Here is a 15,783-nt window from a genome sequence, read left to right as displayed (position 1 = left end):
AAAGTGGAATAAAGTATTTTCTTTTATTTTTTTGAGCCATTGACTGGTTCAAGTCGGCATCTGAAGCTCAAAAACAAGCAAAAAAAGGACGGATCGAGTGAGATCATCTCGATGGCGTCCTTTTGCTTCAGTATCATAAGGTCACTTCTTCGCCTTATAAAACTCATGAATAAAGCTTCATCAACGCCCTTTTCTCAATCCGCGAAACATAACTCCGGCTGATACCCAGCTCCATCGCAATCTCCCGCAGCGTCCGCTCATCCCCACCATGATCCAGGTCGAACCGGCCACGGATCACTTCCTGCTCCCGCTCGTCGAGTATATCGAGGTTCCGGTAGATCTTGCTCTTCTCGATCTTCAGTTGCACCCGGTCAACAACGTCGTCAGCCTCTGTGCCCAGGATGTCGATCAACGTAATTTCATTACCTTCTTTATCTGTACCAATTGGGTCAAGTAGAGAGACGTCTTTCCTAGTCTTCTTCAAAGAGCGTAAATGCATAAGTATTTCATTCTCAATACAGCGAGCAGCAAATGTAGCCAACTTTGTTCCTTTTCCTGTTTGAAAGCTTTCGATCGCTTTGATTAATCCGATTGTCCCGATGGAGATCAGATCTTCGGGGTCTTCTCCGGTATTGTCGAATTTTTTGACAATGCGAACACGATCCGATGTAATTTTTATCTCTAGCTATAGATTAAATCTATGCGAGGACGCCCAACTGGGTTCATCTCATGGCAAATTTCCTTTTCGAGTTTGTGAAGACAAACCGATGTAACCAAATAACGCACCAGATAGCGGACAAAAGAAAAGCCTTGATGGTCACGAGGATCATCAAGGTTCAAGAATTAATAATACACAACTATTTCAACAGTACACAGCAAAGGTTTATCCTCTTTCTTCGGTTTTACGTTTAGGCTTTGTGAGTTCTTTATTTCCTCATGCCCAGTTCTCTATCTCCTAGCCACCAGCTCCCCCAATCATCCCTCTCTTCGACTTAACTTAAGGATGAAATCCTGCGAATTCATGAGTCTGAGTGAGGAAACTGAATCATTACGAGGGAACCAATGATCTAGTCTTGATCCTAATTCACATTGGTTACCGCATCTTACGGCTTTCAGCAGCCTCATAACTAAACTTTCCGCTGTTGAACCCCAATCGTGCAATAGGTTTGTGAAAAATGACAAAGACCCGCTTCTTGTTCGTCAACCATACCGCTTAGATCTATTTTTGCGGTTACAGTATTGTGAACGGTTCTAAACGCTCTGTGTGAAATGACGTTGCTTACGGTGAAAAAATTGTCCCTTTCGATGGGACGGCATGCATACAGACGCAAATAGCTGGGCCGTTCCGTTAACGACCATTTGCCGGCCTTCGGCTGATGATTCAATCACATCATTGGCCTCCGTGCCTAGCATATCAATCAGGGTAATCAGCCTTAATCAACGCGAATGCGGAAGACAACAGGATAGGAGCTGCGCACCTCTCTCGTTCGGATAACTAACATCTCTTCGGTCCTTTCCCATATCGGCTTCTCATCAAACCCTAATACATCGATTTCGCGAATGATGCCGTGGAATAGGTGTGCCCGTTCCTTCAACGATTTGATCTTCACGACCCCATCGTCCGGATAAGACAGAACATGTGCATACAAAGCGCTCCCCTTCATTGTGAACCTGATGTCTTCGGTGGTGAATAGCTTCGCCTTTCCATCCGTGAACTGCCCTTCCTCCACAGCCGTAGGCCCTTCGCCGAACGTTCGCCAGAATGTCGTGCTGTAGATCGCCTCACCATTCTTCTTTAGCCAGCCGCCGATATCGAGAAGAATTTGACGGTCGCCTTCCGGAATCGTACCGTCGGCTTTGGGTCCAACGTTGAGCAACAGGTTGCCATTCTTGCTCACCACATCAACGAGATCCTGAATAATCTCTACGGACGATTTGTAATCCATTCCCTCCACATAGCACCAAGAATTACGCGCCGCGGCGGTGTCGGTCTGCCAATAGAACGGCTGCAGATCGTCGAACTGGCCCCGTTCGATATCAAGAACCGCAGAACCGAACTTGAAAGCATCGTGCTTGTAATTGATAATGCCTTGATATCCCCACTCGGCCGCGCGATTGTAATAGTACGCCGCGAATTTCTTGAGGTATGGCTTGAAGGCTGCCGTATGGATCCACCAATCGAAGTAAAAGACTTTCGGCCGGTAATTGTCGACCAATTCGCAGCACCTAAGCAGCCAATCCTCCAAATATTCCTTAGTCGGCGGAGAACCGTACAAATCCTGATGATCAGGTTCCGCCATCGAAGGCCAATAGAAATCACCGCATGCAAGCGGTTCGCGGATGTCCGACTCAAAAGTTTTGCCATGCGACATGAAGAACCAATGTTCGGCCCGGTGGGACGACACGGAAAAAACTAATCCCCGTGCCTCAACAGCCGATTTGAGCTCTGCCAGCACATCTCGCCTAGGTCCCATCTCGAATGCGTTAAATCTGGACAGCTCGCTCTTGTACATCTGAAAGCCATCGTGATGCTCCGCAACCGGCATGACATACCGTGCTCCCGCTTGCTCGAATAATTCGGCCCATTCGTCCGCATAAAACTTCTCCGCCTTAAACAGCGGTATAAAATCTTTGTAGCCAAACGTTTGATGGTCGCCGTACGTCGCGCGGTGATGTTCAAATTCTCGTGTGCCCTGGATGTACATATTTCGCGGGTACCACTCATTGGCGAAAGCCGGTACGGCGTAGACTCCCCAGTGAATAAAAATGCCAAACTTTGCGTCTTTGTACCAATCCGGAACACGGAAACCGCTGAGCGAATCCCAGTCGTCGCTGAAGTTGCCCGATGCGACCTCCTCGTCAATTCGTTTTAAATATACGTTTCTATCCATCTTTATACTCCTTTCGCATGTGCTATAATCCAATCATAGCCACCCGAAATAGCGCGGGATAGAGGGAAGTGCGACGTCCATCTGGACAAAGATGTCGCAATGATACAGATAGGAGGGCTTCCAATGGGGCATCCAATGATTCTATTAGATAATCTGGATCTCAAGATCATGCTTGGGAAGCTTGTTTTGAACGTGCTATATATTAAATCGGGGTTCTTCCACCAGTCAATGCCCGAGCATCGTCACAGTAACGGCAGTTTTGAGCTCCATTACATTCCGTCCGGCCACGGACGCCTGATTGCAGAAGGAAGAGAATTCCCGCTGTCACCCGGCATTTTATACATGACAGGACCGGGAATCGGCCATGAGCAGATCACCGATCCGTCCGACCCGATGTTTGAGTATTGTATTTTTTTCGAGGCGCTCCCTAGCGGTCGCCATTACCGTGAGCCGTTGTACTGGAGAAGCGGAGTCGATTCCGAGGATATCGGCGAAATAGCGAGATTATTCTTGGACACGCCATTCTGGATTGGACAGGACAGCCAGCAATTGCAGCATGTGTTCGAGAAGCTGGCTTGGGAGATAAACGCCCGCTCTATTGGCTATCGGCGCAGCATAACGATCCTATTGGAGCAGATCGTCATCGGTCTAGTCCGGGACTATACGAACAATAGGCCGACGCTGCAGACTGCACCGCTGAAGACGCTGGATGATAAACGAATGGTATTGATCGAGAACAACATCTTGTATAACTATAAACACATCACGATAAAAACGCTTGCCGATCAGCTCGGCCTTAGCATCAGGCAAACCGAACGTGCGGTTCACAAGCAATTCGGGATGTCCCTGCGTGAAAAACTGCTAGAAGCCCGTCTGCAGGAAGGGGCTCGCTTGCTTGATGCAACCTTGATGACAATCGGCGCAATTGCCGAAGAAGTCGGATATCATTCCGCCGAGTCGTTCACATCGCATTTTAAAAAACGGCACGGGGTAACGCCCAGCACTTATCGGGCACGAACCCGAACAAACCCCGAAGATATTCGCTTCGAGCGTGATTAAAGCCTGTTGCGGTTGTCCATGAACGTGGCCGTCTTAAGGGAAGTACGGAAGTATTTAACTTTCCAACAGGATGCAGCGACCCAATCATGTCTATATCATTAGGGTCTGCTTAATTTTCATTTCAGCGGCGACCTTCATGGTCGCATCCGCTTCATGGATCCAGAACATATTTTCACCCAACCTCTTAACAGCTAGTTTGCTGTTAAAAAAAGACAATCCACATTAAAGAATGGATTGTCTTTTCAATGTTCTTTTGACCCCGCCATGATCCAGGCCGAACCGGCCGCGTATTACTTCCTGTTCTCGTTCGTCGAGGATATCGAGGTTGCGGTAGATCTTACTTTTCTCGATCTTCAGCTGCACCCGGTCCACGACATCATCGGCTTCCGTGCCGAGGATGTCAATCAATGTAATCTCGTTGCCTTCTTTATCCGTACCAATCGGGTCATGCTAGGATACAACCTTGCGTGTTTTCTTAAGCGAACGTAAATGAATTTTTTAGGACGGTATATATTTCTATTATGCTAATTACTTCGACAACTTACGAAATACTTGATAACTCCGATCTGCGCAACTGGAGATGGTAATGGGATCAAAACCAATTAAATCAGCAAACAACGTATTGTTTAATGGGGCAGTCCAATAAGAAGGAATAGCTTCTGCCCCTAATAAAGCCCCCATAATTGATCCAACCGTAGCGCCATTACAGTCTGTATCCCAACCACCTAATACCGAAGTAGTGACGGATCTCTCAAAATCTCCATCACCAAATATCAAAGAAGCAGCAACAAGCGCAGCGTTATTATTCGTATGAACGGGGTTATAGTGTTTAAATGATTCCCAAACCCGTGCTACAAGCGTAAGCTGGTCGTTCGTGGATGTAGCAATTTCTACTGCCTTATTAATATCTTCTGCAAGCCGGGATGTCGCTGGAATTTCGCTAAGACCAATCTCAACAATTCGGCGTGGATCTTTTTCTACAAAAGCCGCGGAAATCATAGCCGCTACAAACATAGCCCCGTATATGCCATTCTTTATATGTGAGAATGAAGCATCCCGCCAAGCCAGCTCTGCAGCAAGCTCCGGTCTTCCGGCTACTCCGTATGCATATCCGTCTACCCTAATTTGAGCCCCAATCCATTCTCGATATGGATTCAAATGCATACGAACCCATTCCAGCTTGTTCTTCCAATCCTCTGGTCTGTCAGCCCTAACATGAGAAGTGATTTGAGAAAAATTCAAATAAGCTTGCGTTTCAGCTGTGCATACTTGAGAGTAGGTGAGCTTATTGTGCCAAAGCTTGCCGATATCCCATGAATCCCACTCGAGCCCTTTCTCTTCTAACATCATTAATCCAAGAACCGTATAACGGATATCATCATCGGTTTCCATAAAAGCAATACGTTCACGTGTGCTTTTCAAACCGTAATGAGCCAGTTCCAATCCTAATGCCTTAGCTCCTGGCGATTCAATCGGAGTATACCCTTTAATAGGCCATGCACCTGCTCCTTCAAACCAGCGTTGTATATTCCTCCATCCAGGATTATCCTTGGTTCCGGCCATGAATGGCCAGCATTCCAATGGCTTGCCTAGGGCACAGCCAACACTTCTACCCAACCACGCCCCTTTAAATTTATTGCGCCACTCCTGTTCCGACCATCCTGTTTGCAAGCTGCGAGGACCTTCCGGGCGAAGCCTGCGGATATGCTCCAGATCTGACGGTTCCTCGTAAGGGAAGTCTGAACGAACCTGCAGCTTAGATAACTCTTGGTACAAGCTTATAAGCTGTCGTTCATTGTCTCCCGCTTCCTCTACTTTCTGATCAAATCCCTTTGTCTTGCAACCTTCTTCCGTTCTTTGAACAACTTCTTCTTTAACGAGCGATTGTAATAGATCCCAGCCTGCCATTAAGTTTTCCTTCCCTTCTTTGGTACATTTACTATCGATCATATATAAAAACACGGCAGTTGGCTTCCCAATTCAAAGTTCTTCATTCTCAAAAATTGCAACTCCAGAATATTTGCTTCTATAGTTCATAGGTGATACCCCTTCCGCTGCAGCAAACAAACGATAAAAAGAAGAAACGCTCTGAAATCCGCTTGCAAAACAAACCTCCGTAATGGACAGATCTGCTCTGATAAGAAGACGTCGAGCTTCAGTGAGGCGAAGTAATAACAAATATTCCTTAAAGCTTCTCCCTAATACTTCTTGAAATAATCGCGATACTCTTGAGGGGCTTATTTTAAGCACATTAGCAAGCTGATTTAAATCTAAAGGTTCATTAAAGTTACTGTTCATATAGTCGGAAAGCAGCCGAAACTTCGAAAAAGCTACAGCGAGCTTCTTCCAGGCTTCCGGGTCGGTTTGTGAACAATAATGTCGAAGGATATGCGAACAAAGCTGTAACAAAAGTCCTTTTACCATGATCTGATATCCTTCCTGTTTGCTCTCAAGCTCGCTCCAGATGCTCTTCATTATTGAGAACATCTTTTTAGACAACTCGTTTACTGCCGGAATAAGGTTCTGAAAACGCTCTGAAGGTATAGAGAAAGGAAGCAAAAGACGCTCATCCTCCACCAATAATAGGTTTGGATCAAAATTAATAAACAAAAACGTGCTGGGATTATGCTCTGCCGAACGAGCGATGTGCATCTCCATATGATTAACAATAAAGATATCTCCTTGAACGACGGAATACTTCTTAGACCCGAAATAGAACTCTCCTTCGCCGGATATACAACATCCAATCTCCAAACTTGTGTGATAATGAAGAGGCTTTTTAATCGATTCAGGGATCCATATAAACGCATTAACCGGAATTTCGTGCTCATAGTCGATTTGTAAGCGCACTTAAGTTACAACTCCCGTTCAAAGGTGATTTATAGTGTATTGTTGATTCAACCTGCTTCGTGGGTCTATTACCATCATATCAAGGAGTTATTTCTTCTCAACCCCTGAATTCATCATATAAGAAATAAAAAAACAGCAGCCGAAAATGACTGCTGTCGCGTTACATCTTGAACACTAGTTTCGTTCCCCAGTCCGAATTGATCATCTCCACCGCTTCCTTGAAACGGAGGATAGCTCTTAATGACGTACGATCGAGTCATACACTTTGACTTTACACTAAACCCACACCTATCATGAAAACGGGGCTGAACATCATGTCAGCTCCCCTTGTGTTGTATTGAATTTAAATCCTTTGGGTTGTTCTGATCTCTAAATGAGCCATCAATTCCAGTTAAAAGCCCAAAAATGCTAATAGTGAGCCTAACGTTAGCCAATCCGTTTATAATTGAAAATCATCAAATCGTCTCAAATCCGTCCCCTATTACCATATACAGATATTCTTTTGCTAATGAGCATCTTTCCAAAAATAAAGAAAAACCCTTGATTCACAAGGGTTTTGAATACTTTATTATGGTGGAGCCCAGGGCTCGAACCCCTGACCTCTTCGCTACTTTAATTGGTTCAAACAATCAGTATCACTTCTTCGCCTTATAAAACTCATGATAAAGCTTCATCAGCGCCCTCTTCTCAATCCTTGACACATAACTCCGGCTAATACCGAGCTCCTTCGCAATTTCCCTTTGCGTCCGCTCATCCCCAACCTGCCGCGGATCACTTCCTGCTCCCGCTCATCGAGTATATCGAGGTTACGGTATATCTTGCTCTTCTCGATCTTGAGTTGCACCCGGTCCACAACATCATCGGCCTCCGTGCCGAGGATGTCGATCAAGGTAATTTCGTTGCCTTCTTTGTCCGTACCAATAGGGTCATGCAAAGAAACGTCTTTCCTAGTCTTTTTCAAAGAGCGTAAATGCATAAGTATTTCATTCTCAATACAACGAGCGGCAAAAGTGGCCAACTTTGTTCCTTTTCCTGTTTGAAAGCTTTCGATCGCTTTGATTAATCCGATTGTCCCGATGGAGATCAGATCCTCAAGATCTTCCCCCGGTATTATCAGACGTTATGAACACAACCCAATGTAATTTAAGTTTTACAACTGATACATCACCCTAAACACCATCGCCGTACGGCTAGCGAGCTGTAATTCGAGCTTACCAGCCGCCCATTTGAACTGCGAGCGCAGTCCAAAACCGCCAAAACGCGCGTCGTCCGTATCAAAAATCAGTTCAACAGGCGTTGAGTCAAAACTGACAAATTTCGTGTCCGTCGGATGGAAATTGAAAGCAAAGAGTAAATCGCCCTTCTGGTAGGCTAGCAATTTATCGTCGTTTTGAATCCACTTCTGTTGCAGGCTTGCGGTCTTCTGTAAAAATTTTGAATCGTGCTCCAGCGCAATCATCGCATTGTCAAAGCCGAGCAAATACTGAAAGCGAAGCTCTGGATTGGTCGCAAGCGACCATTGCCGCCGCGCATGGTCAAACGAGTCGCCATTACCCTCGCGCGGAAAATCGAGCCATTCGGGATGGCCAAATTCATTGCCCATAAAGTTCAAATAGCCCTCGCCTGCAAGCGAAAAAGTGACAAGCCGCAAAACTTTATGTAGCGCGATCGCACGGTCAATAATCAGCGACTGCGAATGAACATCCATCGAATAGTAGATCTCAGCATCCGCGAGCCACATCATGAGGGTCTTGTCGCCGACAAGCGCCTGATCGTGACTTTCCACATAGCCGATATTTTTCTCTCCTGGCCGCCGCGTCGTCAGCTCCCACCAAAGCTCCATCAGGTCCAGCTGATCATCCGATTTCGTCTTGAGCTGCTTGATCCAGTAGTCAGGAATGCCCATGGACAGACGATAGTCAAATCCAATGCCACCATCAGCCAGCGGGAGCGCCATACCTGGCATCGCAGACATATCTTCAGCAATCGTCAGCGCTGATGGATTGACCTCGCGGATCAGCTCATTTGCGAGCATCAGATAGATGATTGCCTCGATGTCCTTATCCATTGAGAAGTATTTCTCATAGCTGTCAAAGCCGGTCCCGAGCCCATGATGGTGGTAAAGCATACTCGTCACGCCGTCAAAGCGGAAGCCGTCAAAATGATAAACTTCGAGCCAAAATTTCAGATTCGATAGCAGAAAATGAATGACCTCGTCCTTTCCATAGTTAAAAAGCTTTGTGTTCCAAGCCTCGTGCTCTCCGCGATCGCCCTCGTGGAAATATTGCGACGTCGTGCCGTCAAATAAATTCAGTCCTTCGCCCACATTTTTCACCGCGTGCGAATGGACGACGTCTAATAGGACACGCAGCCCCAGCCCGTGCGCTGTGTCGATCAATTCCATCAGTTCGTCAGGCGTTCCAAAACGGGAGCTGATTGCATAAAAATTTGATACCTGATAGCCGAAGCTCGCGTAGAGCGGATGCTCCATAATCGCCATTAGCTGGATCGTGTTGTAGCCAGCTGCCTTGATCCGCGGCAGCACATCGCGCGTAAATTCCTCGTAACTATTGATCTTATGCTCCTCTGAAGAGATACCAATGTGTGACTCATAAATCAGCGGTGCTTCAGTTGACAGGTCGGGCGCGGCATTTTTGAACTGATAGGTTGGCTGCATAATCACACCATCAAATTGATAATTATCATTTTGTATGGCGTAGCTGATGTAACTCGGCACGCGATAGAGCGGCTCACCATCCACGATCAGCTGAACCTTAACCTTCGAGCCGATTGGTAGACTGCCCGGCATGCGCAGCTCCCAAACACCGCCATTCAGCCGCGTCATCTCGTGCGAAAGCCCATTCCAGCCGTTGAAATCGCCGACCAGATACATCATCTCCGCATTCGGCGCCCATTCACGGAAAGTCCAGCAGTCGCCGTCCTGATGAAAACCGAAATATTTGTAGCCATTCGCAAAATCCGAAAGTGTCTGATTTTCACCACTCAACAGCCGATTTTTCGTCCGCTCAAATTCCGACATCCGCAGCCGCAAGTCTCCCTCAAACGGTGCCAGCCACTGGTCAATCTCCAAAATTTTTAATGATTCGTTTATCGTCACAACTTCCATAGTCACACCTCACTATTGTATCTATGGTACATTTGCAGCATCTCTTGGTGCGTTCTCTCTTGCTCTATAAAGAATTATTCGCCCAGTAGTTAAACACTCCTGCCCTTAACATTAATTCAATAAAAATGGGAGCTCATCAAATGATCTTTACAATAGATTTCCTCGAAAGCATTGACATCAAGTTTCATTTGATCTATATGATGTAAAGTATTGGAAAATGGAGGAGATAAGATGTCTCATACAAAAGTTCAGGGAGCAAGAGTTGTGGAAACAAAAGCTGTGGAAATAAAAGTTCTGGGCATAAGAGCTGTGGGAATAAAAGTTGTGGAAGTAAGTCTAGCGGAACTTCAACGACAGTTGTAATTATTGTTATTCTGCAAAAATTGGCTTTCGGTCAACTAATCAAGCGTGTCGGCCGTATCAGGTAGAAATAAAAAAAAGAGCATCTTTTTCAATTTGCTCAATGTGCTCTCCGAAATAAAGTTCAACTTCATCCTTAACGACAAACAGGATCATTTGATGGGCCAATGCCTTTAGACCGCTAGTCCACTCCGGGACGGATTGAGATTTGGTTGCTTCGATCATCTCAACATGAGAATGAAGTAACTTCTTTTAGAACTCCTTTATAGCGTTCAATTCAAATCTGCTCATTTTCTAAATATCGTTATCTATGAAAATACTCTAATGAGAAGTACAAATTTATCCTAATTCTGCGAAGAATACAAAAAAGCCGCATATCATGCGACTTTTAAATAAAATACTATTTTTACTTGGTCATCACCTTTCTCATTCTTTTTACATGAAGCGTGATATTCAAACTTTCCGGGATTTCATAAAGTTTTTATGTCCTTGACCAAAATCGATTGCAACTTTCCCCGTCTTTCGAGCTATCTTTGGTGCTAGAATAACAGCATTTACGCCTGCTGAAATGAGTACTAAATCAAATTTGTTTTTCAGCACCTCAACTTCCTCTAATACCCGATTAGTCTGTCTATAATCCGAAAATAATATGGTTCCTGTTATATTTAAACTATATTTATTAACGAGTACTTGTTTCATTTTATTTGCGTGTTGTGAAATGAGAAGAATTCTTCTGTTTTTCAGAACGCCCCAAAAAGCATTGTATTTAGGAATATAGCGATTAATACAGGCATCACATGTAAAACGTGGTGAGAGATTAAAATGAGTGAAAACTTTGTTTGTTAAAATTCTTTTAAGTCTCTTTGGAGCATGAATTCTGTTATCGTTAAATGGTAGAATGCCTACAACATTTGCATTTCTAATCCCTTGAACAAGCTCATTTCTTAGACGAATATTAGGTAAATTCACACCTTTCTCTCCATGATTGGCCCTTATTGTCCAAGGTTCTTTCAGAACATCGCGTATGGGCCATACCGAGTTTTGTGCTAAGCAAATATTCTCTCCATCGCCAATTCTAACCAATGAAAAAGGTTTTCTACGGTCTAAAGCATACTTCACCTTTTCCAAAACTTGTTTCCACGTGAGATATTTATTCGTATATATCCCTCTCTCTATAATTTTTTTAATAAATACTACTCTGACATATTTCATAATTAATGTATGTTTAATTGAGTGAGATGAGATAAACCAGAGCACATTTTAAACTGACGAGTATGTTCCTGTTGATTCCTGGCTTTTAGCATGTCTTATTTCCTAATTACTTCATTAATCCCCCCGATATGTCTAATTAAAAAGGCCGCCGTCGCCGGCAGCCTTCATACTTAACTTATTTTTTAGCTTCTAGCTCAATCTTTGTCTGTGTATGATCCACGAAGTCCTCAACATCCTTCATCACAGCCTGCTTTTTCTTAATTGCTTGATCTTGTGTAATGTCGCCTTTTGTTTGTGCAGCTTCGATCTTGGAGGTATAGTCAGACATTAATGTATTATTATCAACCAATTCCCTGCTCCCTCAATTAATTCACTTCTTCGCCTTATAAAACTCATGATAAAGCTTCATCAACGCCCTTTTCTCAATCCGCGAAACATAACTCCGGCTGATACCCAGCTCCTTTGCAATCTCCCTCTGCGTCCGCTCATCCCCACCATGATCCAGGCCGAACCGGCCGCGGATCACTTCCTGCTCCCGCTCATCGAGTATATCGAGGTTGCGGTAGATCTTGCTCTTCTCGATCTTCAGTTGCACCCGGTCAACGACATCATCGGCTTCAGTACCGAGGATGTCGATCAAGGTAATTTCATTGCCTTCTTTGTCCGTACCAATAGGGTCATGCAAAGAAACGTCTTTCCTAGTCTTCTTTAAAGAGCGTAAATGCATAAGTATTTCATTCTCAATACAACGAGCGGCGAATGTCGCGAGCTTCGTCCCCTTACCCGTCTGAAAACTTTCGATCGCTTTAATTAGCCCGATGGTACCGATCGAGATTAGGTCCTCGAGATCCTCGCCTGTGTTATCGAATTTTTTTACAATGTGCGCGACTAACCTCAAATTATGTTCAATCAACAGATTGCGCGAATGCGCATTGCCTTCTGCCATCAATTGCAGATGCTTCATCTCTTCCTCTTCATGAAGCGGCTGCGGAAAAGCATTATTTTTCACGTACGATACGAGCAGCGACAGCTGCTTAATGAACAAAGCAATTGCAGCAAACAGTCCCATATTCCTGCACCCCCATAAGCTGGATTACCAGGGGCATGACATACCACTGGTTCACGATGAAGTCGGTTCTACATTGTATGTAGGCCACGGCCTAGAAGTGCATGTACGTAGAAATTCGTCGAATGACATCTGTTTGGCTTTTCCTCAAATCGGGTAAACTACCTCAAGACCAGTAGCAGAGTGACGTGCAAAAGGAGGCTGTCTAACATGAGCAAAAAGAAGCACGATGATGAACATAACGAAATGTATAATGAAACATCCAATACCGTTGCAGGTATTAATACGCCAAAGAACCATGAAAGCTCAGGACCTCTGGATATGGTCAGCGATGCTGTTGAAGAAATCGTCGATCATGTTCAAGAATCATTTGATAGCCACTATGAGGAGCTTCCTACTCATAAACACCAATAATCAAGTTTAGGCTGTTCCCAAGCGGAGCAGCCTTTTGCCTATACATCACTTACATAGAGTATTGATTAGCAAAATGGGGCAGTATAACTTCATCCACACAAGTCCCATTAATCCATCACTATAGATGACCTTTTTGATCTTTACGAAAAAGTTGTCATTGACAAAAAAAGTTGCACTGGTACAATAAATTTATAGCAACATTCAGAACATTCCTACATACACCTATGTATGTGGTTTTTTTTACAAAATAAGTTGCACTAAGGCAACATTATTAGTCTAAGGAAAAGACAAGAGGTGATTCACGATGGTAGGACCATCTGCTACAGGCTCGCAAGATGATGCTTGGAGAACAAAAGGCTCTCAGCCTTCTCTCCCCGAGGTGCATGGCTCGCTCCGTATTCCAATGAAAGGCTCATGGCTTAAAAAATTCCTCGCCTTCGCAGGACCAGGTTACTTAGTTGCTGTAGGCTACATGGATCCAGGAAACTGGGCCACGGATATTGCAGGAGGTGCCATGTTTGGCTACACCTTACTGTCTGTTATCCTCATTTCCAATCTGATGGCGGTCCTTCTGCAGGCATTGGCAGGCAGGCTTGGGATTGTAACAGGCCGGGACTTGGCGCAGGCTTGCCGCGATCATTACAGCAAACCAGTCGTATTCGGGCTCTGGATCCTATGTGAGCTCGCGATTGCAGCTTGTGACTTAGCCGAGGTTATTGGCTCAGCCATCGCGTTAAATTTATTATTCGGAATCCCGATCATATATGGGGTCATTATAACCGTACTTGATGTCTTTATCGTACTGCTGCTTCAGAACAAAGGCTTCCGTTATATTGAGACCTTGGTTATCGTTCTTATTTTCACGATTGGCGCATGTTTTATTACGGAGATTTTCTTCGCTAAGCCAGACACATCCGCCTTATTTGCTGGATTTATTCCTAGTCATCACATCATAATGGATCCAACTATGCTATACATCGCGATCGGTATTCTCGGTGCAACGGTTATGCCGCATAACCTGTATCTGCATTCCTCTATCGTTCAAACTAGGCGCATCGAGCAAACAGAGCTTGGTAAACGTGAAGCGATAAAATATGCAACATGGGATTCTACAATTGCTTTGTTCTTTGCCCTGTTTATCAATGCTGCCATTCTGATCATCTCTGCTGCAACCTTTAACAAAGCGGGCATGACCGAGGTAGCTGACATTAGCGAGGCTTATGATTTGTTGACACCTTTGCTTGGAACAGCAGTTGGCTCGGTCTTGTTTGGAGTTGCTCTCCTTGCATCCGGTCAAAACTCTACCTTAACGGGCACTCTAGCCGGCCAGATCGTCATGGAGGGATTCCTGAACATTCGGATTGCCGCCTGGCTCCGCCGCTTGATGACACGGCTCATCGCCGTTATTCCAGCCGTCATCGTAACAGCCATATACGGAGAAAGTGGTACAACGGATCTCCTGATCTTAAGCCAGATTATCTTGTCATTCCAGCTCTCCTTTGCCGTCATTCCTCTCATACAATTTACAAGTGATAAGAAGAAAATGGGTACGTTCGTTAATCCACTCTGGGTAAAGCTGCTAGCCTGGTTCGTAGCCATAGTCATTATTGGACTGAATGCTTACCTGCTCTACAAAACCTTCTTCGGATAAAATAAAGCCTGTCATTACGAGTAATCGTAACGACAGGCTTTTCTCTTTATTTCGTGAAGACATGATTCCCGATCTTCACTGTTACTGGACGAGACTTCATCCACTTGGAATCGGTAAGTTTAGGGTTGTAAAAATACAATGCTCCATGCGTTGGATCTATACGCTTTGCAGCATCCTTTGATGCATCTAGTGCACTGACTGTTGGCATATCCCAGAACTGTCCGTTACTCACTACGCTGAAAGCGCTAGGTGCAAAAATAACGCCGCGAATTGTACCTGGGAAACCATTAGCCTTGGTACGATTCAAAATAACAGCAGCTACAGCGATTTTCCCTTTGTAGCTTTCACCTTTCGCCTCTGCATTCACCACTCTCGCCATTCGAGATAAGTCGGAGCGGTCAACCGTAACTTTATGCAGTGCATGCAGCGTAACGGAACCCGCAACACCATCAGCTTTCAGGCCTGCTCCCTTTTGAAAAGCTGCAACAGCCGATTTCGTCGAAGCGCTAAAGTATTTTGTAATTGAACCTTTATAATAGTCCAGCATGTAGAGTCTTTCCTGTAAATCTCCAACCTCACTACCTTTGCTGCCTACGGTTAATGATGCGGCTGAAGCCTGAAATGGCAGACAGAAGATCGATGCCATCAGCATCGTTAGAGCAAGTAATCCTAACTTTCGTTTCATCAAGCAAATCCCTCCAGAATGTAAATAGCCTAAGTTGTTCTTGGGCTCACGAGTATACCATAACTATCCTGAACATCATAATTAACTAGAATATTCTAATCTGTTCTAATATAATTCTCATTCTATGATGTTCTTCCATGAATATACTCGTTATTTAATATATAATTCGTATTATTATTAAGTTATCAGAGGGTTGAAATGATTATTAATATCTTTTAACTTTCCTTCAAGCCTCTTAAAATAACAAAAAAGCCTGCCGCTAATGCGACAGACTTTTCTTGGCTTACGCCTTGAAAACTGGATGCGAATGAATGAAAGTTAAGCAATTTATATCACTTGCAATTAACATGCAAGGTATTTTAGGATAAGCCCTCGACCGATTAGTATTCGTCAGCTCCACACATTGCTGTGCTTCCACCCCGAACCTATCAACCTCGTCGTCTTCAAGGGGTCTTACTAATTGGGAAA

13 protein-coding genes, 1 rRNA gene and 3 pseudogenes are annotated in these 15,783 nt (G+C 44.6%); 4 read left to right on the top strand and 13 right to left on the bottom strand.

The window, feature by feature from the left end:
- Positions 1-141 precede the first annotated feature (141 nt).
- The 3 genes and pseudogenes from sigK (AC0YNT_RS27245) to AC0YNT_RS27235 all read right to left on the bottom strand — a co-directional run bounded on the left by sigK (AC0YNT_RS27245) (position 142) and on the right by AC0YNT_RS27235 (position 2,891).
- Positions 142-679, bottom strand: a pseudogene (sigK, locus tag AC0YNT_RS27245) (RNA polymerase sporulation sigma factor SigK).
- A gap of 448 nt (positions 680-1,127) precedes the next feature.
- Positions 1,128-1,385: a beta-xylosidase family glycoside hydrolase gene (locus AC0YNT_RS27240; protein ID WP_475807438.1), complete on the bottom strand. Its 258-nt coding sequence runs from the start codon at positions 1,383-1,385 to the stop codon at positions 1,128-1,130.
- Positions 1,386-1,433: 48 nt separating this feature from the next.
- The gene (locus tag AC0YNT_RS27235) at positions 1,434-2,891 is read right to left on the bottom strand and encodes an alpha-L-fucosidase (protein ID WP_475807437.1); all 1,458 of its coding nucleotides are present in this window, start codon (positions 2,889-2,891) and stop codon (positions 1,434-1,436) included.
- 123 nt (positions 2,892-3,014) lie between these two features.
- Here AC0YNT_RS27235 and AC0YNT_RS27230 point away from each other — a divergent pair, with 123 nt between their 5' ends.
- Entirely contained in the window at positions 3,015-3,950 is a 936-nt protein-coding gene (locus AC0YNT_RS27230; RefSeq protein ID WP_475807436.1) for a helix-turn-helix domain-containing protein, read from the top strand.
- Positions 3,951-4,196: 246 nt separating this feature from the next.
- Here the strand turns inward: AC0YNT_RS27230 and AC0YNT_RS27225 are convergent.
- From AC0YNT_RS27225 to AC0YNT_RS27205, 5 genes and pseudogenes are all read right to left on the bottom strand, one after another.
- Positions 4,197-4,445 (bottom strand): annotated as a pseudogene (locus AC0YNT_RS27225) (hypothetical protein); the annotation flags it as partial.
- 33 nt (positions 4,446-4,478) lie between these two features.
- Positions 4,479-5,858, bottom strand: a complete 1,380-nt coding sequence (locus AC0YNT_RS27220; protein ID WP_475807435.1) for an ADP-ribosylglycohydrolase family protein — start codon at positions 5,856-5,858, stop codon at positions 4,479-4,481.
- Between the two features lie 72 nt (positions 5,859-5,930).
- The gene (locus tag AC0YNT_RS27215) at positions 5,931-6,800 is read right to left on the bottom strand and encodes a helix-turn-helix domain-containing protein (protein ID WP_475807434.1); all 870 of its coding nucleotides are present in this window, start codon (positions 6,798-6,800) and stop codon (positions 5,931-5,933) included.
- Positions 6,801-7,435: 635 nt separating this feature from the next.
- Positions 7,436-7,905: pseudogene (gene sigK, locus AC0YNT_RS27210) on the bottom strand (RNA polymerase sporulation sigma factor SigK); the annotation flags it as partial.
- A gap of 45 nt (positions 7,906-7,950) precedes the next feature.
- Complete coding sequence (locus AC0YNT_RS27205) at positions 7,951-9,927, bottom strand: alpha-amylase family glycosyl hydrolase (RefSeq protein ID WP_475807433.1); 1,977 nt, start codon at positions 9,925-9,927, stop codon at positions 7,951-7,953.
- Positions 9,928-10,158: 231 nt separating this feature from the next.
- Here AC0YNT_RS27205 and AC0YNT_RS27200 point away from each other — a divergent pair, with 231 nt between their 5' ends.
- Complete coding sequence (locus tag AC0YNT_RS27200; protein WP_475807432.1) at positions 10,159-10,290, top strand: hypothetical protein; 132 nt, start codon at positions 10,159-10,161, stop codon at positions 10,288-10,290.
- A gap of 450 nt (positions 10,291-10,740) precedes the next feature.
- Here the strand turns inward: AC0YNT_RS27200 and AC0YNT_RS27195 are convergent, their stop codons facing one another.
- From AC0YNT_RS27195 to sigK (AC0YNT_RS27185), 3 genes are all read right to left on the bottom strand, one after another.
- Positions 10,741-11,499 carry a GT-D fold domain-containing glycosyltransferase gene (locus AC0YNT_RS27195; protein ID WP_475807431.1) on the bottom strand — a complete coding sequence of 253 codons (759 nt, stop codon included), beginning with the start codon at positions 11,497-11,499 and terminating at the stop codon, positions 10,741-10,743.
- 175 nt (positions 11,500-11,674) lie between these two features.
- The gene (locus AC0YNT_RS27190) at positions 11,675-11,848 is read right to left on the bottom strand and encodes a hypothetical protein (protein WP_475807430.1); all 174 of its coding nucleotides are present in this window, start codon (positions 11,846-11,848) and stop codon (positions 11,675-11,677) included.
- 21 nt (positions 11,849-11,869) lie between these two features.
- Complete coding sequence (sigK, locus tag AC0YNT_RS27185; RefSeq protein WP_015845870.1) at positions 11,870-12,568, bottom strand: RNA polymerase sporulation sigma factor SigK; 699 nt, start codon at positions 12,566-12,568, stop codon at positions 11,870-11,872.
- A gap of 207 nt (positions 12,569-12,775) precedes the next feature.
- Between sigK (AC0YNT_RS27185) and AC0YNT_RS27180 the strand changes: the two genes are divergently transcribed.
- A complete protein-coding gene (locus AC0YNT_RS27180) occupies positions 12,776-12,979 on the top strand; it encodes a hypothetical protein (RefSeq protein WP_475807429.1) in 204 nt (67 codons plus the stop codon).
- 304 nt (positions 12,980-13,283) lie between these two features.
- Positions 13,284-14,630, top strand: a complete 1,347-nt coding sequence (locus AC0YNT_RS27175) for an Nramp family divalent metal transporter (protein WP_475807428.1) — start codon at positions 13,284-13,286, stop codon at positions 14,628-14,630.
- A 46-nt stretch (positions 14,631-14,676) separates the two neighbouring features.
- Here AC0YNT_RS27175 and AC0YNT_RS27170 read toward each other — a convergent pair whose 3' ends face one another.
- Entirely contained in the window at positions 14,677-15,315 is a 639-nt protein-coding gene (locus tag AC0YNT_RS27170; RefSeq protein ID WP_475807427.1) for a cell wall hydrolase, read from the bottom strand.
- A gap of 360 nt (positions 15,316-15,675) precedes the next feature.
- A 23S ribosomal RNA gene (locus AC0YNT_RS27165) occupies positions 15,676-15,783 on the bottom strand; the annotation flags it as partial.

The organism is Paenibacillus sp. J22R56, from assembly GCF_056269375.1.
The sequence above is the reverse complement of the archived record's forward strand: the minus strand, read 5'-3'. Positions and strand labels throughout refer to the sequence as shown.